This is a genomic window from Desulfoluna sp. HI9BLuna, from assembly GCF_056829775.1.
Map to the genome: position 1 here is coordinate 3180229 of NZ_CP186555.1, position 19453 is coordinate 3199681.

The following is a 19453-nucleotide window of genomic DNA, read 5'->3' on the forward strand; positions in this document are numbered from 1 at the left end:
AGGGGCTCAGCCCCTTGCCGCCGGAGGCGTTTTTTTAAGAGACATTGTCCTTCTAACCAAGGCGAAAAAAGATGATTGAAAAGCTGATTATATGGTCTGTGCGGAACCGGTTCCTGGTGATTTTAGCCACCTTGTTTGTTGTGGCGGTGGGGCTCCTTGCCATGTCGCGGATGCCCCTGGACGCCATCCCGGATCTTTCCGATGTGCAGGTGATTGTTTATACGGACGTGCCCGGCCAGGCCCCCCAGGTGGTGGAGGATCAGGTGACCTACCCCCTGACCACGGCCATGCTGAGCGTGCCCTACGCCAAGTCGGTGCGGGGGTACTCCTTTTTCGGGCTCTCTTTTGTCTACATTATTTTTGAAGACGGCACGGACATCTACTGGGCCCGCTCCCGGGTGCTGGAGTATCTCAACGTGGTGGCAGGGCGCCTCCCCGACGGGGTGACCCCGGGCCTGGGGCCGGATGCCACGGGCGTGGGGTGGGTGTACGAGTACGTGCTTAAAGATGCCTCGGGCACCCTGGACAACCAGCAGCTCCGCAGCATCCAGGACTGGTACCTGCGCTATGAGCTTACGGCGGTGCCCGGTGTCTCCGAGGTGGCCAGCATCGGCGGGTTTGTGAAGCAGTACCAGGTGGAGGTGGATCCCTCTCGCCTCAATGCCTACAACCTGACCATCGGCCAGATTCGCAAGGCCATTGAGCGGTCCAACAACGACGTGGGGGGCCGCCTGGTGGAGATGGCCGAGACCGAGTTCATGGTGCGGGGCCTGGGCTATCTCTCCTCGGTGGAGGACCTGGAGAAGATCTCCCTTGGCGTGGATGAAAAAGGCACGCCGATCCTGTTGAAGCACGTGGCCCGGGTAAAGATCGGCCCGGAGCTGCGGCGCGGGGTCCTGGAGTGGAACGGCGAAGGCGAGGTGGTGGGGGGCATCGTGGTGATGCGCTACGGTGAGAACGCCCTGGCCACCATTGAGCGGGTGAAGACCCGCCTGAAAGAGCTGGAAGCCGGCCTGCCCGAGGGGGTGACCATTGAGATGGGCTACGACCGTTCGGGCCTCATTGAACGGGCCGTCTCCACCCTTCGGGTGAAGCTGGTGGAGGAGATGGCCGTGGTGGCCCTCATCTGCGTGATCTTTCTCCTGCACTTCCGGTCCGCCTTTGTGGCCATCTTCACCCTGCCCGTGGGGATCCTCATCTCCTTTACCGTCATGTACGCCCTGGGCATCAACGCCAACATCATGAGTTTGGGGGGCATTGCCATTGCCATCGGGGTGATGGTGGACGCCTCGGTGGTGCTGGTGGAGAACGCCCACAAGCACATGGAACGGAGCGGGGGCACCCGCTCCCACCGGCAGATCATTATCGACGCCTCCCGGGAGGTGGGCCCGGCCCTGTTCTACAGCCTTTTGATCATCACCGTCTCCTTTCTGCCGGTCTTTACCCTGGAAGAGCAGTCGGGGCGCATGTTCCGTCCCCTGGCATATACGAAAACCTTTGCCATGGCCGCCTCTTCGGTTTTGGCTGTGACGGTGATCCCCGTGCTCATGACCTTTTTTATCAGGGAAAAAGGGATGGCCGATGACCAGCCAAAAGGGCGTCGCCGTCTCCTTTACAGCCTGGCAGGCGTGCTGCCCCCTGTGGGGGTGCTGGCCGCCCGCTCCTTTGGCGTTTCGATGCCCTCCTGGAGTTTTTGGGTCGCCCTGGTGGTGGGCATCCTTGTGGTGATGGTGGCGCTGCCCCAGAGGATCCTCAGCGAAAAAGAGAATCCCTTGAGCCGCGTTCTCATTCGCCTCTATCGGCCGGTGATCCACGGGGTGCTTGCCCATCGAAAGCTGACCATCGTGGTGGCCACCCTTATTATTGCAGCCACCTATGTGCCTGCTTCCCGGCTGGGCAGTGAGTTCATGCCCCCCTTGAACGAGGGAGATTTGCTCTACATGCCCACGACCCTGCCGGGCATTTCGGTGACCAAGGCCCGGGAGCTTCTGCAGCAGACCGACAAGATCATCCAGCGCTTTCCCGAAGTGCGCCACACCCTGGGAAAGGTCGGCCGTGCCGAGACGTCCACGGACCCGGCTCCCTTGTCCATGATTGAGACCACCATCGTGCTGCGGCCCAAGGTGGAGTACGAGACCCTGGTGGTGGACCGGTTTTACGACGGCTGGCCGGGGTGGCTGGCTCGCCCTCTCTCCCTGGTGTTTCCCAAGGAGAAAAAAGGAAAAATCCTCCATGAGTGGCGCAAGCGGCCTGTGCCCCGGTTTTTTTCAGGCTGGCCCGGTTTCTTGAAAACGCCCCTTGGCTGGGTTTTCCCCGAAGAGCGCTACCTGACCATGGAGGAGTTGTCCGACGAGCTGAACCAGGCCGTGAACTTCCCCGGGCTCACCAATGCCTGGACCATGCCCATCAAAACCCGCATCGATATGCTCTCCACGGGCATCAAGACCCCGGTGGGGGTCAAGATCATGGGCACGGACCTGGAGATTCTCTCCACGCTGGGAGCCCAGGTGGAGGCCGTGCTTCGTCCCCTTGAGGGGACCCTGTCTGTCTACTCCGAGCGGGTCACAGGGGGAAAATATCTGGATATCGACATCAACCGGGACCACATCGTGCGTTACGGCCTCTCCGTGGACGACGTGCAGGAGGTGATCATGACCGCCATCGGCGGGCTCAACATCACCTGGACCGTTGAAGGCCTGGAGCGCTATCCCGTGAACCTGCGCTACAGCCGGGAGTTCCGCAGCGACCTGGAGAGCCTGGGGCGGGTCTTGGTACCCACCCCGTCAGGCGCCCACGTGCCCCTGGCCCAGCTGGCCACCCTTTCCTTTAAAGACGGCCCGGCAGGCATCAAGAGCGAAAACGCCCGGCGAACCGCCTGGGTTTACGTGGACCTGAAGGGCATGGACGTGGGCACCTATGTGAAGAAGGCCAAGGAGGTTGTGAACAGCCACGTGACCCTGCCTCCTGGGTACTCCATCGTCTGGTCCGGTCAGTTCGAGTACATGGAAAAAGCCAGGCAATCCCTGATGCTCATCGTGCCGGCCACCCTGGTGATTATCTTTGTGCTTCTCTACCTCCACTTTGGAAGCCTCACCGAGGCTGCCGTGGTCATGGCCAGCCTTCCCTTTGCCCTCACCGGGGGGATCTGGCTCATTTACCTTCTGGGCTACAACCTCTCCGTGGCGGTGGTGGTGGGCTTTATCGCCCTGGCAGGCCTGGCCGCAGAGACCGGGGTGGTGATGCTTGTCTACTTAAATGAAGTCTACACCAGGCGCCTTGCCGAAGGGCAGATGAACACCCCTGGCGACCTCTACGGGGCCGTCATCGAAGGGGCTGTGGAGCGGGTCCGGCCCAAGCTCATGACCGTTGCTACCACCCTCATCGGCCTGCTGCCGGTGATGTGGGGCAGCGCCACCGGCGCCCAGATCATGAAGCGCATCGCAGCTCCCATGGTGGGAGGGCTCGTCTCCTCCACCGTGCTGACCCTCATCATCATCCCGGCCATCTATTACGGGATCAAGGCCAGGGAAATAAAGGCTCGTAAATGACCCGGGGCCAACGTCCCTGCGCCTGAAGAGTTTAAAGGGTCGGTCCCCGGCAAAGGTGCCGCGGGGCCGACAGGTAACAACCAACACAGATAGAAGGAAACGTTATTCATGAAACAACACACATTGATCCTGAGCCTGCTGGCTCTGTTGACCCTGGGACTTTTTTCCCTGGCCTCGGCCGGTGGACATGAGCACGGATCTTCGGATCACGGAGATAAGATGCACATGGATCATTCCATGGACATGAAGGGCCATGACATGGGCATGGGGGAGGTGATCCGTACCCATACCGTTGACGACCTGACCCTCACCTACCGCCTTATCGACATGCACCAGCGCATGAAGGATATGGAGGGCATGGAGTCCATGTCCGACAAGGTGGCTTCCCACCATCTCATGCTGGATGTGAAAGGGAAAAACGGGGTCATGGTCCATGACGCCAAGGTCGGATTCGTCATCACCGATCCCGCCGGCAAAGAGGTCAAAACCATGGCCATGGCCATGGGCGGCGGACACGGTGCGGATGTGGAGATGAAGCAGAGTGGGACCTACACCCTGAAGGTGAAGGTCAAAGCCGGCGACAAGGTGGTGAAGGACTCGTTTACGCACATGACAAAGTAACGGGCAAAGGAGGCGAAGGGATAACGATTCAATTTGCCTCCGGCGGGTCGCTTTTTTGAAAAAAAGCTCCGCAAAAAATTTTTCGAATGCACCCGCGCTTCGTTTGATCGCCCTTCGGGGCAATTTAAACGAAGCGCGGGTGCGATATTATTTTGGTGAAGCCTCGGAAGTCATAGTCCACACGGGCGAAGCCCGTCAGGGAATGTGATGAGCCTGAGGAACGAAGGCGAAAGAGCATTCCCGAACCTGGGGTGCAGGGGCTGTAGCCCCTGCTTATAGTGGGTAGGTGTAGGTTTTGCCGTCGTAGCCTTTCACGGTGAGGCTTTTTTTGTCCCGGTCCAGGATGGAGTCGGGGAGCAGAGGCACCTTGCCCCCGCCTCCGGGCAGATCGATGACGTAGGCGGGCACGCAGAGGCCGGAGAGGTGGCCGCGCAGGCCGTTGACCACGGCAAGGCCGGTTTCGATGGAGGTGCGGAAGTGGCCGGTGCCTTTGACGGCGTCCCCGTGGTGGATGTAGTAGGGGCGCACCCGGTTTTTGGTGAGCTTGCGCATGAGCTCGGCCATGGTTTCGGGGGCGTCGTTGACGCCTTTTAAAAGCACGGTCTGGCAGCCCAGGGGCGCTCCGGTTCGGTTCAAGAGCCTGAGCGCCTTTTCTGCTTCGGGGGTGAACTCTGACGGGTGGTTGAAGTGGGTGTTTATCCAGAGCTTTTCATATTGGGAAAGCACGGCACAGAGCTCTTCGGTGATGCGCATGGGAAGGGTTGAGGGCACCCGGGTGTGGATGCGGATCATCTCCACGTGGGGGATGGCGGAGAGGCGCTTTAAAATGGCGTCAATCTTTGCGTCTTCCAGGAGCAGGGGATCCCCGCCCGTGACGATGACGTCCCGCACCGCAGGGGTCTGTTCGATGTAGGTTAGGCCCGCTTCGATGGTGGCGTCCGTCACCGCGCCCTGGTGCTTGCCCACTTTTCGTTTTCGCATGCAGTGGCGGCAGTAGAGGGCGCATCGGTTGGAGACGAGAAAGATGACCCTGTCCGGGTAGCGGTGGGTCAGGCCGAAAACCGGAGAATCCTTCTCCTCGCAGAGGGGGTCCTCCAGCAAGGGAGAGTCCGAAAGCTCGTCGGCGCAGGGCACGGCCTGTCGCCACAACGGGTCCCCGGGTTTTTTCATGAGCTTCAGCCAATACGGGTTAATACGCATGGGGTAAACCCCGGCCACACGGGCGATTTCGTCCGTTTCCTCTCCCAGGACATCGGCCAGATCTTGTGCCGATACCACCGATTTGTCGAGCATCTCTTTCCAGTTCATAAGGGCCTTTTATCACAGTTGCGATGTAAGGCACAGAGGCCGAAAGGCCAACGCATTTAGATTTTTGCCTTCTATGGTTAAAGTCGGGAGCAAAAGCAAGCCTCCGGCGGCGAGGTGAGCCACCTCGAAAGCATATTGCCATTGCGCTTTGCCCTTCGTTCCTTAGGGCAAAGCGCAATGGCCTTCGGCTCGGGCTACGCCCGACATAAACGCTAATGGTTTGTGCGGGCTGGCTCACAAGCTTCGAAGTCACAGGGTACGTTGTCGCTACTTGCCCACTGCCGATTTAACCGCACTGACTCCGGCGGCCCTGCCGGGGGGCAATCTTTTGAAACGTTTGTTAAACATGTTTTTTTGGCGCACACAGCAACCTTGCATGGCCCCTCTTATTTTTACGTTTATCAAGGCGCGTCTCTTCTGTCCCGCAGGGGCTGAAGAGACGCGCCTTGATTAACGGAACGTTTTTGCGGAGCTTTTTTCAAAAAGCGACCCACCGGAGGCAGTTTACTTGTCAAATGTGTCTGCCTTGCAAAGGCCAGGAAGGATTGTTTCCAGCTCCCGTCGTTTGAAGGGTTTTGAGAGGACCTCTGAGATGCCGTTTTGTTCCAGGACGTCCGGGGTGAGGGCCTGGAGTTCGTCCTGATAGCCCGTGCAGAGCACCACGGGAACATCGCTTCGCAGGGCCAGCAGTTCTGCAGCGAGTTCTATTCCGTTTAAAAATGGCATCATGTGATCGGTGAAGACCAGGTCGTAGCGCATGGGATCTGTGCGAAAGGCCTTGAGGGCCTCCAGGCTTCCGGAGAAGGCGGCCACCTCGTAGCCCATGCGGGTGAGGAGTTTTTCCGTGCCGTAGAGCATCTGCTCATCGTCGTCCACCAGCATCACCGTGCCCTGGGTGTGTACGTTGGGGGCGGCGGCGGCCTCCCCGGGGACGGTTGCTACCCCGTGGGCACAGGGGATGAACACCGAGAAGATGGTGCCCCGGCCCGGATGGCTTGCCACGGTGATGGCCCCGCCGTGGTTCTTGACGATGCCGTGGGACATGGAGAGGCCAAGGCCCGTACCCCCGCTCTCTTTGCGGGTGCTGAAAAAGGGGTCGAAGATGCGTTCCATGTTTTCCGGGGCGATGCCTTTGCCGTTGTCCCGCACGGTGAGGCGTGAGTACCTGCCTTTGTGGAGGTCCGGGTGGCGCAGGGAGGCTTTCCGGTTCAGCTCCACGGCCTCCAGGGAGATCTCGATGCACCCCTTCTGGTTGGCCACGGCGTGACTGGCGTTGGTGCACAGGTTCATGATCACCTGGTGGATCTGGGTGGGGTCGGCCAGCACAAACCCGGCCTCTGCCTGGACGTTGAGCCGCACGTCGATGGTGGAGGGGATGGAGCTTTTCAGCAGCTGCGTGCACTCCATGAGGATGAGGCGCATCTGCACGGGCTGCATCTCCCGGTCCTTGTTCTGGCTGAAGGTAAGGATCTGGCGAACCAGGCTTTTCCCCCGGTTGACGGCCTTGAGGACCTGGGACAGGTCTTCCTGCACCGGGCTTTTGTCCTCCACCTCGTCTGCGGCAAGCTCTGTGCAGGTAGCGATGCCGCCCAAAATGTTGTTGAAGTCGTGGGCGATGCCCCCGGCAAAGGTTCCCATGGCTTCCATTTTGTGGGCCTGTCGAAGCTGGGCCTCCAGCGCCTTTTCCCTCTCCTCCGCCCGTTTCCTGCGGGCGATGATGCGCATGAGGACCACGATGGTCACCGATTGATAGATGAGAAAAAGAACCGTGGCCCAGATGACGTATTTGTAGCGGTAGTAGACCGTCACCGGTTCGTTGATCACCACGCTTCCCTCGGGGAGTCGCCCCATGGAGATGTCGAAGTAATCAAGCATGGTGTAATCGAAAATGGGATCCAGGAAGCTTTCCCGCATCACCGGGAGGTCGTCCACCGGGGTGCCGTCAAGCACTTTGAGGGCCATGCGCGCGGCCTCCGAGGCCTGCTCCTGAACTCGCAGCATCCGGCCCCCCAAGGCCCCGTTGCCCAGGGTGTAGTCCCAGATACCGTAGATGGGCTTTCTGGCTGCTTCGAAAATCAGGGAGAGGCCCTCGGCCACGGTGAACCGGGTGCCGTCGGGCGTGACGTAGTAAGAGAGGTAGAGGATGACGGTATGCTCGGGCAGGTCTGCCAGGGCTTTTTTCAGGTCGTCGGGAGACATCATGGAGAGGCGGATGAACTCCACCCTGAAGGCGTAGCCGGGGATGAGGCTCTCGAATTGATCGCGGATGATGTGGCTGGAGGTGCCGCCCCCGGAGATATAAGCCACATGGGTGGTCTCCGGGTGGATGGCCAGGGCAAGGTCCAGGGTCCCCTTGAGGTCGTAGTCCTCGGCAATGCCCGTGTAGCCTGTCTGGCCTTTAAGCATGGCCCTGGAAAAGTCGTTGACCCCGCAGAACACCACCGGAACCCCGGGGAAAAGGGCGGCCCGGTACAGAAGCAGAAAATCCAGGGCGTTGTTGTCCGAGGCGATGACCACGTCAAAGGAGACCGACGCGTACTTGAGCCGGTAGACCTCCTTGAGGGTGTCGAAGATCTCCGACGGCTTGTACCGCTTGGTGTCCATGTACTCAAAGCTGAGGCGGACCGAACTTCCCTCAGCATCCAGCACCTTTCGGATGCCCTTGGTCTTCCAGTCCGACCACACATACCCGGGGCTGTACGAGTTGAGCACCAATACGTCCCGAACGTCTTTCCCCTCCGAGGCCCCGGCAGCGCGTAACGGCGCAACACAGACTCCAATACACCAGAAAAACAGTACCCACCTGCACACCTTGGAACCCCCTTATGTCCTGAGCGTCCCAAACCGGCACGCACTCTTTTTCCTATGATAAATGCCCCGCAGGCGTCAACCGAGGGGCAGTGCTATGGTAAAAAACAATCCTTAAAAAAGCCTCCGGCGGCCAGGGGATTTTTGGCTTAAGTGGCTTCGCCACCCCTGGACCCCAGGTTTGCACATGCTCCGTCCCTTCTTTCCACAGGGCCGTCACATGCGGGACGGGCTGCGCCCGTTGAGGAATCTGATAATCAACGTATCTATTCAACCCAATCTACCCCTGGCTGCCATAATAATCTGAACAGCTTATTATGTGGTATTCCGTAGGGTGTGCTTGCGCACCGTTTGTTCGGAAATTCAACGTCTTTTGAGATTTCTATTCTTCGTGAAGATGACCCGTACATGGGTTTTCATGACCGTTACGATTCTTCGGCGGTGCGCAAGCGCACCCTACCTCACATCCTACACCGTGGGCGACGCGTCACAGCCACATAAAGAGGCACTTACACCGCCTCTTTTAATGTCACACAAGCTGAATACTTTGAAGTTTGTGAGCCAGTCCGCATAACCCCTCAGCGTTTATGTCGGGCGTAGCCCGAGCCGAAGGCCATTGCGCTTTGCCCTGAGGAACGAAGGGCAAAGCGCAATGGCAATCAGCTTTCGAGGTGTTTTCGCTATAGTGGCTTCGCCACCCTCGCCGCCGGAGGCAGGTTTTTAATCGGTTTTCTGCCGATTACAGTGTCACCACCAGGTCCACCAGGGGGGCGTGTTGTTGGGCGCCGTAGACGTCGGTTTCTCCGAGTTCCCCGGAGGCCAAGGGTCTTACGATGGTGGCTTTGATGGCTTTGGCGGGTTTGAACTCGATGATGTTGATGACGTCGGAGACAGGGATGCGGTAGAGCCCGGCCATGACCTCTGCGTTGATGATTTTATTGGCACAGGCCGCTTCAAATGCTTCCTGTGTTTTGAAGATGATATCGAAGGTCAGTTCGTAGGGGCCGGCGTTTTTGCTACGGATGACGTCGGCAATCTCTTTGAGTGTGGTTTTCATGGGCGCTCCTCTCCAACCGTTACGTAGTCGATGGGAAACAGTTCATGGGGGTCCACCTCCACGATGTGGTAGAGGCTGAAGGCAAAGACTTCACCGGCTTTGAAGTCCGAGGGTGAGTAGGGAAAGGCCAGGTTGCCTGCCGTGGAGATGCGGCCCTGGTATCCGTAGTGAAGCATGGTGGAGCGGGCGAACCCGCAGATGGTGTTGGCGATTTTCTGTGTATCGGCCACGGCCTCGATGACAATGCCGATCTCGTGGCCGGGGATGTCCGTACATGGCTCCAGGCTGCCCATGACCCCGTTTCTGCCGTAGATCTTGAAGTCCAGGTGGTAGGTGAAACCCGCCTCGGAGAAGTTGTCTCTGACCCGTTCTTTGACCTCTTCGATGATGGTGTCGATCTGGGAGATCATGATGCTGTCCCGGGTGCCTGCGATGGAGACCGTGCGGAAGCCCACCCGTTTGGCACCTTCCAGCTTGATGGTGTAAGCCTTTGAGGGCACGAACCGGGAGCCCGAGACCTTGACCATGCTGTCGGTGACCTGCTCGAAGGTGGTCTCGGACAGGTCGATGAGGCCGCCGGGGCCGGGCAGGTGATAGGGGTCGGTCTTTTCGTAGAGGGTGTGGGCAGCCACCGAAAGGGTGGTGCATTTTCGGATGGGGTTGAGGGGGGCCAGGCGAAAGTGGTCTTTGGCCAGGTACCCGAACATGCAGTCACTGCCGCTGCCCGGGGTGGCGGCGATGGCCGCGCATTCCAGGATCTTGCCCATGTGAAGGGCCAGGCCCGCATCAAAGCCCTCTTTGACGGCCAATGCGGCAAAGACCGTGGGGTCGTAGGCGCGCCCTGCGATGATTACCTGGGCTCCGTTGTCCAGGGCCGTGATCATGGGCTCCAGGCCCATCTGGCCCACGACGCGTTCGGTGCGGTCCAACTCCTCGTCGGTGAGTTCGGGGGCGGGGTGCAGCGGGCTCACCTTTCCCTCGGCCATCTTGCGGGCCACGGTTTTTTTGTCGATTTCCGCGTGGATCACGGCCATGGGAAAGGTCAGCTCTTTTTCCCGGGCGATGGCTTGGACGATCTCCACCACCTCGGCGAGATGGGGCTCTCCGCCTGCGCCTCCGGCTGTTCCCACGATGACGGGGATGCCTGCCTTCATGGCTGCCTCGATCATGACGGCCAGGTCACGCTTGACGGCCGTGGCATCGGTAAAGGAGATGCCCGCGCCCAGATAGTAGGGCCCGGGGTCCGTGGAACCGGCATCTACGGCAATCACATGGGGTTTTCGCTTCATGCCCTCCTCAAAGGAGGCCATGGGGAATCCGTATCCCAGTATGGCGGTTGGTGACAACACCCTGAGTTCTTGCATCCTGCATGATCCTTTCTCTTGATGGTGCGTACGGCCGGAGTCCGGGGGCGCTTGTGGGGCGGCGCGAGCGGGCCGGTCTCATGATCGGGCGGCATCCTGGTGCCCAGGAGGCGCATTCAAAGACATTGTTGCCCAAGAGAAATAGCAACAGCCGTACCAAATCGGGATGGCAGGGTACAATATGTTGAAATGGATGAGGTTTGTGCTGGAAATGGGGTTGGGCGTGGGACGAGGGGAAGCCTGAGACTCTCCTGCCCCGCAGGCATTTTTCTTGCGGGGCAGGAATGGGGATGGGCATCAGTGGGAGATGTCGTGCCGTTTGAGCAGGGCGTAGAGGCGGGACTGGGAGAGGCCTGCCGTGGCGCAGGCTTTTTTCACGTTGCCGCCGCTGGCTGCCATGAGGTCTTTGAGATAGCGGGCTTCGGCTTCGGCGCAGACGAGGTCCCGATAGGCCTGGAGGGGAGGCATGGCCTCGGGGTCGTAATGTGGGGTTACCTCCGGGCCTTGGGTATCGGATGGGTGGTCGCCATGGCTGACCCGCGCCCGTGCCACCCGGGCCCTGAGTTTCATGGGCAGGTGCTTGGGAAAGAGGGTGGGCTCATGGCGGGAGGAGATGAGGGCCTGGTCCAGGACATTCACCAGCTCCCGGACGTTGCCCGGCCAGCTGTGCTTTTCCAGCACGTCGAAGAAGTCCGAGGAGACCCCTTTCTGGTCCCGCCCCGTCTCTTTGCAGAACCGGGCGATGTGGTAGGAGGCGATCTCGCGCAGGTCGGTTCCCCGTTGGCGCAAGGGGGGCAGCTCCAGGGAGAAGGCGTGGATGCGGTAGAGCAGGTCCTTGCGGAAGGTGCCCTCCTTGACCATGGCCTCCAAGTCCCTGTTGGTGGCGCAGACCAGCCGAAAGTGGCTTGTCACCATCTCCCGGCTTCCCACCGGCCGGATGGTGTGCTCCTGCAGGACCCTCAGAAAGGCTTTCTGCAGGGACATGGGGAGTTCACCCACCTCGTCGAGAAAGAGGGTGCCGTTGTGGGCCTGGGCGATGAGGCCGATGCGGTCCCGGTCCGCCCCGGTAAAGGCGCCTTTGACGTGGCCGAAGAGGAGGCTCTCCACCAGGGATTCGGGAATGGAGGCACAATCCACGATGACAAAGGGGGCGTTCTGCCGCAGGCTGTTGGCGTGGACGGCCCGGGCAAAGAGCTCCTTGCCGGTGCCGGTCTCCCCAGTGATGAGGACGCTGGCGTCGCTGGCCGCGGCCCGTGCCACCAGGTCAAAGCAGTCGTTCATCACAGGGCTCTCCCCCACGATGCCCTCGCGGTTCAGGGCCACCACCGGATTGCGCTCCATGGCCGAGACCTTTTCCCGGCGGTACTGAAGGGCACGGGCAAGGGTGAGGGTGATCTCTTTTTTCGAGGCGGTTTTTTCGATGTAGTCCCAGGCCCCGTTGATCATGGCAAGCTCGGCGCCGTCCGGGTCTCCCAGGCCCGTGAGAATAATCACCTCCGGGGCGGACGGGGCCTTCTGTAGGGCCGGCAAGGCCTCCAGGCCGTTGCCGTCGGGCAGGCGCACGTCCAAAAACACCGCGTCCACATCCCCTGCCTCGGCAAGGGCCAGCCCCTCGTGCAGGGTCTGGGCCGTCAGGGCTTCATGATCGGCGGAGCGCACCACCCTGGAAAGGGAGTAACAAAGGGTTTCGTCGTCATCGATAATCAGTACTCGGGCCATACACACCTCAAACATGCCAAAGAAAGGGCCTTTTCCGCCCAAACCAACAAGACTCATCCCGACCATACGAAACGCCCGTGTTTGTTGTCAACGCGGTTGTGCCTCAAAAGCGCATGAAGGCCTGATGAAAAAAATAAAGCGATTCAGGTGCCTCCGGCGGCAAGGTGGGGGTACCTTGAAACCCTTTGGCGAATGCATGGAGGTGTTCATTTTACGACTGTTCTCGGGGCATTCGCGTGACGTGTGACATATGGCAACCGTTTTTGCAGGAGAGGCCCTTTTTATTGCTCTGGAGACATCGATTGACGTTGACCGGGATAACTGCGGCAGGACGGTTAAGGGCTCGGCCGTAAGCTAATCATACACCATCTCATGTCAGCCGTTAGATCGGTGATGGGAATGGATCGATCGGTAAGGTTCACTGCGTGAATATTTTATTTTGTCATAGCCTTAAATCGATAATGAATAAGTGGCAACAACGTATCCTGAAACTTCGAAACGTGCGAGTCAGCCCGCACAAACCATCAGCGTTTATGTCGGGCGTAGCCCGAGCCGAAGGCCACTGCGCTTTGCCCTGAGGAACGAAGGGCAAAGCGCAATGGCAATATGCTTTCGAGGTGGCTCCACCTCGCCGCCGGAGGCATGTTGTGTTACAGGATATCGTTGTCACGGAGCAGGGCGTCCACGCGGGCGGAAACTTCCGGGTCTTCGATGAGGGGCGGAGCGTGGTGGGGTTTGAGTCGGGCGTCGATGATGACGGGGCCGGTGCATCCCCAGTGTTTGTGGATGGTGGTGGCTTCCACCCCGTGGATATCGTGGCTGGGGTTTGAGCGGGTGAAGGTGACCCAGAGAAAATTGTTGAGGGAGGCGGCGGCAAACTCGGCGTCCTCGGTGAGGACCACGAGAGCCATGCCCGTGGTGTCGACCTGGGCCAGGTGAGAGGCCAGCTCCTGGGCTGTGGTTTCGCCTGTTTCGGCATCGGTGAAGGGGGGCGCTTCCACCATGACCACGCCGGGCAGGGCAAGGCGGGGATTGGAAAAGCCCTCGGGCAGGGAGAGGGCCGGGGGCAGGGTGGTGGCAAGGGTGCGTTTTTTCTCTCCGGCAGCGGCAAAGACGACCTTGGAGCCTTCGTTGAGGCCCTCGGCGGAGTAGTCCAGGGTGTCCATGGTGGCCCGGGTCTGGAAGTGGATGTCCCGGGAAAAGTCCATGCGCTCCAGAAGGTGGACCAAAAAGGCCTTTTCGTCATGGATGTCCAGGGCAGGGTTGTCCCCTTCGTCCGCGATGAAGAGATACTTGGCCAGGGAGCACTGGCCGAAGCCCAGGATGGCATTGGACAGGGTGAGGAGCTCCATGGGCTTTTTGGCGTCGTCTTTGGCGTAGGGCACATAGGTCTCTTTGCCCATGGCCAGGAGCAGGGGGTGGACCCCAGCGGCGTCCACCGCATGGACGGCCGACACCCCGGGGATGGAATCGGGCACGGCAGGGCCGGTGATTTCGTGGATGAGGGCCCCGAAGCTGGTGTCCTCGGCAGGGGGACGGCCCACCACGGTAAAGGGCCAGATGGCGTCCTTGCGGTGGTAGACTTTCTCCACGTTCAAAAAGGGGAAAGGGTGGGTGAGGCTGTAGTAGCCGATGTGGTCTCCAAAGGGCCCTTCCGGCTTCACCGCCTTGGGATCCACGGTGCCCACGATGCAGAAGTCGGCCTCGGCCGAGAGGGTGTGGCCCCCTGCTTTGGCGTAGCGAAACCGCCGCCCGGCAAGGGCCCCTGCAAAGGCCACTTCGGGCAGGTTTTCGGGCAAGGGCATCACTGCGGCAAAGGTGTGGGCAGGCGGCCCCCCCACAAAGACAGAAACCCTCAGGGGTTGACCCTTTTCAATGGCATGGGCGTGGTGGCGGCCGATGTCCCGTTTGATCTGGTAGTGAAGGCCCACCTCCCGGTTTTTTTCGTAGTCGTTTCCCGCCATCTGAATGCGGTACATGCCCATGTTGGAGCCCAGGATCCCCGGCTTTTTCGGATCCTCGGAGTAGACCTGGGGCAGGAGCACAAAGGGGCCGCCGTCGTCGGGCCAGCAGGTGACCTGGGGAAGGCTGGAGAGGTCGGTGGTGCACTCCATGACAGGGGCCTCTTTTACCTTTCGGGGCAGGGCGCAGGCCGCGGCAAAGGGCAGCATGAGGTTTTTCAGCGGGTGTTTTAAAAGGGAGGCCGGGTTTGACTTGGCCTCCACCATGCGGGAGACCCGGTCCAGGGTGTGGCGAAAGATAAACCGGGATCGCTCCAGGGTCCCGAAGAGGTTGGATACCGCTGGAAAGGGAGACCCCTTGACCTTCTCATAGAACAGGGCAGGCCCCCCCGCCGCATAGACCCGGCGATGGATTTCCGCCATCTCCAGGTACGGGTCCACCTCTTCTTGGATACGAATCAGGTGGCCGTTGGCCTCCAAATCCTCCACACACTCTCTCATACTGGCATAGGTCATGGTGCCTCCGGCGGCCAGGGGATGATCCCCTGGACCCCACGTTCGCCAATGCTCTCGACCTTCGTTCCTCAGGTCGATCCCATTGGCCGACGGGCTTCGCCCGTGGATAGGTTAAGATCAAAGCCGCTAATCAGGTTGTCTCCGGTTAAAGTCCCGTGGATTCCAACAGCCTTTCATTTGTTTTTAGGTAACTATTCAGCTTATGCCTCCGGCGGCCCTGCCGGGGGCTAAACTTTTAAAAAGTTTAACAAATAGGTCATAAAAAAAGTTGCATGAATGCCGTTATAAATGCGGATGTGATTTGACCCGAGGAACGAGGGGCAAATCACATCCGCTATTTGCTTTCAAGGTGGCACACCTTGCCGCCGGAGGCCTGCCCTTTTTATTCCTCTTGAGGAAAAAGCGCGTCCGGGTTGACTTCCACACGGTGGCCGAAACCCTCGCTGTTGTCAAGGTAGAGGGCCGTCTCCGGGGTAAACCGGTACCACTTGGGTTTGCCTGCGGCGAGGAAACCGGCGAGGCTTCCCAGGTGCTGCGGGGCAAAGAGGTCCTTGAGAAAGGGGAACCGCTTCACATACCGGGAAAAGGCTCCCATGGCCCTTGGCGTCAAGCCTGCTTTGGTGATCACCCCTTCCATTTGCAGGCCTTCGATCTCCTGGAAATAAAACGGGTTTTCGTGGACCGTTGCCGCAGACGCCTCTCCTTTTCCTTCTATAATGTGTCTCGAATCCGGGCTCGAAAAAAAGTAGAGGCTCCCCTTGTGCGCCACATAATAGACAGCCGCCGCCCACGGCTTTCCGTCACAGGCCGTGGCCAGGGTCATGATGTGCGCGCGGTTGAGAAGTCCTGCTGCCTTTTCCGAGGTTTTCTCCAAGGGTATGTGCCTCCGGCGGCCAGCTTTTTGAAAAAAGCTGGACCAAAAACGTTTCGGTTGCATCCCCCGCTTCGCTCAGCCCTGAAGGGCTGAGCGAAGCGGGGGATGCTCATTTAACAGAAAAACCACATGGTATGACAAAGGAGCCAGCGCCTTCAACGTTCTTTTTTACGGGCGAAGCCCGTCAGCACATGCGCAGGGGTGAGGAACGAGCCCCGGAGCATGTGCGAACCTGGGGTCAAGGGGCTTAAGCCCCTTGCCGCCGGAGGCAGTTTTTAACCTGAATGGTTGTTTTTCAGCTTTTCCACCGCTTTACCAGGTCTTTGGCCGGGGTGATGCCGATGTGGTCGAGGATGCGGGCCACCACGGTATCGGCCAGGGCTTCCAGGGTCTCGGGCCTGGAGTAGAAGGCCGGGGAGGCGGGCAGGATGGTTGCACCTGCTGTGGCTGCGGCGGTCATGTTGTTGAGGTGGATGAGGCTGTAGGGCATCTCCCGGGGGACTATAATCAGGGGGCGTTTTTCCTTCAGGGTGACGTCTGCAGCCCGGTGGATGAGGTTGTGGCCGTTGCCTGTGGCAATGGCGGCCAGGGTGGCCATGGTGCAGGGAGCCACCACCATGGCGTGGACCGGGCAGGAGCCGCTGGCCGGGGCTGCGGTGAAGTCGTTCACCGCGTGGATCTCGATGCTTTCAGGGCCGAAGCCGAGCAGGCTTTCCAGGAAGGCCTCTTTTGGGAGGCCCAGCTCCTCTTGGGCCACGATGAAGGCGGCGTCCGAGGCGATGAGGTCGATGTGCGCACCGGCCTCGGCCAGGGCTTTCACCAGCCGGAGGCCGTAGAGGGCGCCCGAGGCGCCGGTGAGGGCGGTGACGATGCGCTTCATTTTAGGCGCCCCCTGTGAGGTGGCCGGCCAGGATCCCTAAGAAGAGCACCACGGAGATGATGCTGTTCATGTGGAAGAAGGCGATGTTGACGTGGGAGAGGTCGTCGGGGTTCACCAGCTTGTGTTCCACCACGAGAAGCGCTCCGATGAGGGCCACGGCCAGGCCGTAGGGCCAGCCCAGGCTGAAGACGGGCCAGAGCAGGAGCATGAACCCGAAGGTGGCGACGTGGATCCAGGTGGAGATTTTCAGGGCCTTTTTGATGCCCATGGTGGCCGGGATGGAGTGGAGGCCCTTTTCCCGGTCAAAGTCGCTGTCCTGGCAGGCATAGAGGATATCAAAGCCTGCGATGTAGGTGAGAAGGGCCAGGGTCAGGATGAGGATACCGCCGGAAAAGCCTCCGGTGATGGCGATCCAGGCACCCAGGGGTGCCAGGGAGATGGCAAAGCCCAGGTAGATGTGGCAGAGCCAGGTAAATCGTTTGGTAAAGGAGTAAGCCCCCAGAAGGAGCAGCACGGGAAAGGAGAGTTTAAAGCACAGGGGGCTGAGCATGGCCGCGGCAAAGACAAAGAGCAGGGAGGATCCGGCCACCACGAGCCAGGCCTCTTTTTTGCCGATCTCGCCTTTGGGGATCTCCCGCATGGCCGTGCGGGGGTTGCTGCTGTCGATGTCGGCGTCCACGATGCGGTTCACGCCCATGGCGGCGGTGCGGGCACCCACCATGGCCACCAGGATCCAGAAGAGTTTTCCGATGGTGAGGGGCGCTTCGGCGGTGGCAAGGACCACGGCGGAGAGGGCAAAGGGAAGGGCGAAGATGGTGTGGCTGAACTTGATCATGCGCCCGTAAACGATGAGGGTCTCTTTGACTTTTGCGGCAGAAGGGGAGGTGAAGGCCGCTGTGAGCCGATTACGAAGTCTGTCCATCAATATCAATACCGTCAATGTAGGTGCCGCAGAAGCTGCAGCGGTTGTCCTTGATATCCACGGCCGTAAGCCGGTACCCCGATCGCTGGATCACCGCTTTGCCGCAGCCGTAACAGAAGGTGTTTTCCCCCGTGTTGTGGGGAAGATTGCCCGTGTATACATAGCGCAATCCGGCTTCGATGCCAATATCCCGAGCCATGAGGATGGTTTCCATGGGGGTGGGGGGATGATCGGTCATGCGGTAGGTGGGGTAGAAGCGGCTGAGGTGCCAGGGGGTGTCGATGCCCGGCCCTTCTGCAATGAATCGGGCGATCTCTTTGAGTTCATCGGCGCCGTCGTTGAGGTCGGGGATCACCAGGGTGGTGATCTCCAGGGCCACCCCTTGTTGTTTCATGTAGAGGATGGCGTCCTTGACGGGTTCCAGGGATGCCCGGCAATAGCGGGTGTAAAAGGCCTCGGTAAAGGCTTTTAAGTCCACGTTGGCGCTTGTGAGGTACGGGGCCAGAAGGTCGATGGCCTCAAAGGTGAGGAAGCCGTTGGTGACCAGGATGGTGAAGAGCCCACGGCTTCGGGCCAGGCGGGCAGTGTCCAGGACAAACTCAAAGGCCACGGTGGGCTCGGTGTAGGTAAAGGCGATGCTGCGCGCCCCCGCGTTAAGGGCCTCGGCCACGGTTTGCTCCGGGGTGACGGTGATGCCTGTGCGGCCGTTGTCGTCCGGTGCGAGCTGGGAGATTTCGGCGTTCTGGCAGAAGCTGCAGCTGAAGTTGCAGCCCACGGAGGCCACGGAGTAGGAGAGGCTCCCCGGGGCCAGGTGCCAGATGGGCTTTTTTTCCACCGGGTCGGAGGCGGCGGCCACCAGCTGGCCGTAGACCAGGGAGACGAGGGTGCCCCCCTGGTTTTCCCGAACACTGCACCGTCCCCTTTGGCCTTCCTTGATGGTACAGCGGTGGCTGCAGAGGTTGCAGCGCACCGCATTGTTTTCCAGTCGTTCATACAACAGGGCTTCGACCATGATGGGCTCCTTGGCCACAAGGGGGGTTATCGGGGATCGGGTTTAAAATACTGCTCCCCGATGCTCATGTTCCGTGGGTGGGGCTTATCGGCGAACAGCGTCAGGGGACGGGTGGTGAATCGGGGGACCAGGCTGACGGACAGGCCGGTGTACGCCCCGTAGGGCAGACGGTGGAAGAGACGCCCCAGGAGCCGGCCTCCCGAGGGAGGATGATAGGTAATGGTGCGGGAGGTCAGGGGCACCTTGCCCAAAAGGCCCCGGATAATCTGCCGGACCTCCCAGGTGGAGAGAAACCGTGCCTTGGAATAGACGGCATTGCCGTGGAGACCCTTGCCCAGGGAGGGCACGGCTCCTAAGGAGAGGCGGTTGAAAAAGCCGATGTAGAGGCGGTCCTTGGCCACGCGCGCTGCCTCGGCGATCACTTTCTCCGGGGAGTCCACGAACTCCAGGGTGAGGTTGAGGACGGCAAAGTTGAAGGCGTTGTCTTCAAAGGGCAGGGCTTCGGCGCTTCCCTTGAAGAGATCGGCGCGGTGGTTCAGCTTTTCTCCGGCGATATCAAGCATGTAGGTGGAGGCGTCCAGGCCGGTGAGGTCCAGGCCCGGCTTGATGTGGTCCAGGCAGGCAAGGGTGATGCCCGTTCCGCAGCCGATGTCCAGGAGCCGGTCTCCATAGGCCGGCTTGATGAGCTTCACCATCAGCTGGCTTTGGCGCTCGGCTGCGTCCCGGTGCCGATCCATTTCAAGCCATTGGGCATATTGCCCGGCTTCCTGAAAGTTGAATACGTGTCCCATGGCTGTAAAGGTAGAAAATTGTGAGTGTTTTATCAATCATTATTGACGGCTGAGCAAAAAAATCGGGCCCGG

At 60.1% G+C, this 19453-nt stretch carries 13 protein-coding genes; 2 read left to right on the forward strand and 11 right to left on the reverse strand.

Translation table 11 applies throughout. The annotated features are described in order from the left end of the window. Positions 1–71 precede the first annotated feature (71 nt). Positions 72–3548: an efflux RND transporter permease subunit gene (locus tag ACOYW0_RS12870; protein WP_482418804.1), complete on the forward strand. Its 3477-nt coding sequence runs from the start codon at positions 72–74 to the stop codon at positions 3546–3548. 108 nt (positions 3549–3656) lie between these two features. Then, positions 3657–4169 carry a hypothetical protein gene (locus ACOYW0_RS12875; protein ID WP_482418805.1) on the forward strand — a complete coding sequence of 171 codons (513 nt, stop codon included), beginning with the start codon at positions 3657–3659 and terminating at the stop codon, positions 4167–4169. A gap of 273 nt (positions 4170–4442) precedes the next feature. Here the strand turns inward: ACOYW0_RS12875 and ACOYW0_RS12880 are convergent, their stop codons facing one another. The 11 genes from ACOYW0_RS12880 to ACOYW0_RS12930 form a co-directional block, all read right to left on the reverse strand. Continuing rightward, complete coding sequence (locus ACOYW0_RS12880; RefSeq protein ID WP_482418806.1) at positions 4443–5477, reverse strand: KamA family radical SAM protein; 1035 nt, start codon at positions 5475–5477, stop codon at positions 4443–4445. A 504-nt stretch (positions 5478–5981) separates the two neighbouring features. Beyond that, positions 5982–8189, reverse strand: a complete 2208-nt coding sequence (locus tag ACOYW0_RS12885; protein WP_482418807.1) for an ATP-binding protein — start codon at positions 8187–8189, stop codon at positions 5982–5984. Between the two features lie 835 nt (positions 8190–9024). Beyond that, entirely contained in the window at positions 9025–9342 is a 318-nt protein-coding gene (locus ACOYW0_RS12890) for a DUF4387 domain-containing protein (protein WP_482418808.1), read from the reverse strand. Then, positions 9339–10706 carry an acyclic terpene utilization AtuA family protein gene (locus ACOYW0_RS12895; protein WP_482418809.1) on the reverse strand — a complete coding sequence of 456 codons (1368 nt, stop codon included), beginning with the start codon at positions 10704–10706 and terminating at the stop codon, positions 9339–9341. Before ACOYW0_RS12895 ends, ACOYW0_RS12890 begins: the two co-directional genes overlap by 4 nt. Before the next feature lie 297 nt (positions 10707–11003). Further along, positions 11004–12425 (reverse strand): sigma-54-dependent transcriptional regulator, encoded by a 1422-nt coding sequence (locus ACOYW0_RS12900; protein ID WP_482414285.1) that lies wholly within the window; start codon positions 12423–12425, stop codon positions 11004–11006. Between the two features lie 650 nt (positions 12426–13075). Beyond that, positions 13076–14902, reverse strand: a complete 1827-nt coding sequence (locus tag ACOYW0_RS12905; RefSeq protein WP_482414286.1) for a UbiD family decarboxylase — start codon at positions 14900–14902, stop codon at positions 13076–13078. Positions 14903–15284: 382 nt separating this feature from the next. Beyond that, positions 15285–15776 carry a pyridoxamine 5'-phosphate oxidase family protein gene (locus ACOYW0_RS12910; RefSeq protein ID WP_482414287.1) on the reverse strand — a complete coding sequence of 164 codons (492 nt, stop codon included), beginning with the start codon at positions 15774–15776 and terminating at the stop codon, positions 15285–15287. A 295-nt stretch (positions 15777–16071) separates the two neighbouring features. Beyond that, positions 16072–16656 (reverse strand): UbiX family flavin prenyltransferase, encoded by a 585-nt coding sequence (locus ACOYW0_RS12915; RefSeq protein ID WP_482414288.1) that lies wholly within the window; start codon positions 16654–16656, stop codon positions 16072–16074. 1 nt (position 16657) lies between these two features. Next, on the reverse strand, positions 16658–17578 hold the full coding sequence (locus tag ACOYW0_RS12920) for a UbiA-like polyprenyltransferase (RefSeq protein WP_482414289.1): 921 nt from the start codon (positions 17576–17578) through the stop codon (positions 16658–16660). After that, positions 17562–18590, reverse strand: coding sequence for an AmmeMemoRadiSam system radical SAM enzyme (gene amrS, locus ACOYW0_RS12925; protein WP_482414290.1), 1029 nt, complete (start codon positions 18588–18590; stop codon positions 17562–17564). Before amrS ends, ACOYW0_RS12920 begins: the two co-directional genes overlap by 17 nt. A 26-nt stretch (positions 18591–18616) precedes the next feature. Then, entirely contained in the window at positions 18617–19381 is a 765-nt protein-coding gene (locus ACOYW0_RS12930) for a class I SAM-dependent methyltransferase (protein ID WP_482414291.1), read from the reverse strand. Between the last annotated feature and the right edge of the window lie 72 nt (positions 19382–19453).

Coding starts and splice junctions, on each gene's coding strand:
- ACOYW0_RS12875 (WP_482418805.1), top strand. CDS start 3,657: ATGAAACAACACACATTGATCCTGAGCCTGCTGGCTCTGTTGACCCTG.
- ACOYW0_RS12870 (WP_482418804.1), top strand. CDS start 72: ATGATTGAAAAGCTGATTATATGGTCTGTGCGGAACCGGTTCCTGGTG.
- ACOYW0_RS12905 (WP_482414286.1), bottom strand. CDS start 14,902: ATGACCTATGCCAGTATGAGAGAGTGTGTGGAGGATTTGGAGGCCAAC.
- ACOYW0_RS12920 (WP_482414289.1), bottom strand. CDS start 17,578: ATGGACAGACTTCGTAATCGGCTCACAGCGGCCTTCACCTCCCCTTCT.
- amrS (WP_482414290.1), bottom strand. CDS start 18,590: ATGGTCGAAGCCCTGTTGTATGAACGACTGGAAAACAATGCGGTGCGC.
- ACOYW0_RS12890 (WP_482418808.1), bottom strand. CDS start 9,342: ATGAAAACCACACTCAAAGAGATTGCCGACGTCATCCGTAGCAAAAAC.
- ACOYW0_RS12915 (WP_482414288.1), bottom strand. CDS start 16,656: ATGAAGCGCATCGTCACCGCCCTCACCGGCGCCTCGGGCGCCCTCTAC.
- ACOYW0_RS12880 (WP_482418806.1), bottom strand. CDS start 5,477: ATGAACTGGAAAGAGATGCTCGACAAATCGGTGGTATCGGCACAAGAT.
- ACOYW0_RS12900 (WP_482414285.1), bottom strand. CDS start 12,425: ATGGCCCGAGTACTGATTATCGATGACGACGAAACCCTTTGTTACTCC.
- ACOYW0_RS12895 (WP_482418809.1), bottom strand. CDS start 10,706: ATGCAAGAACTCAGGGTGTTGTCACCAACCGCCATACTGGGATACGGA.
- ACOYW0_RS12930 (WP_482414291.1), bottom strand. CDS start 19,381: ATGGGACACGTATTCAACTTTCAGGAAGCCGGGCAATATGCCCAATGG.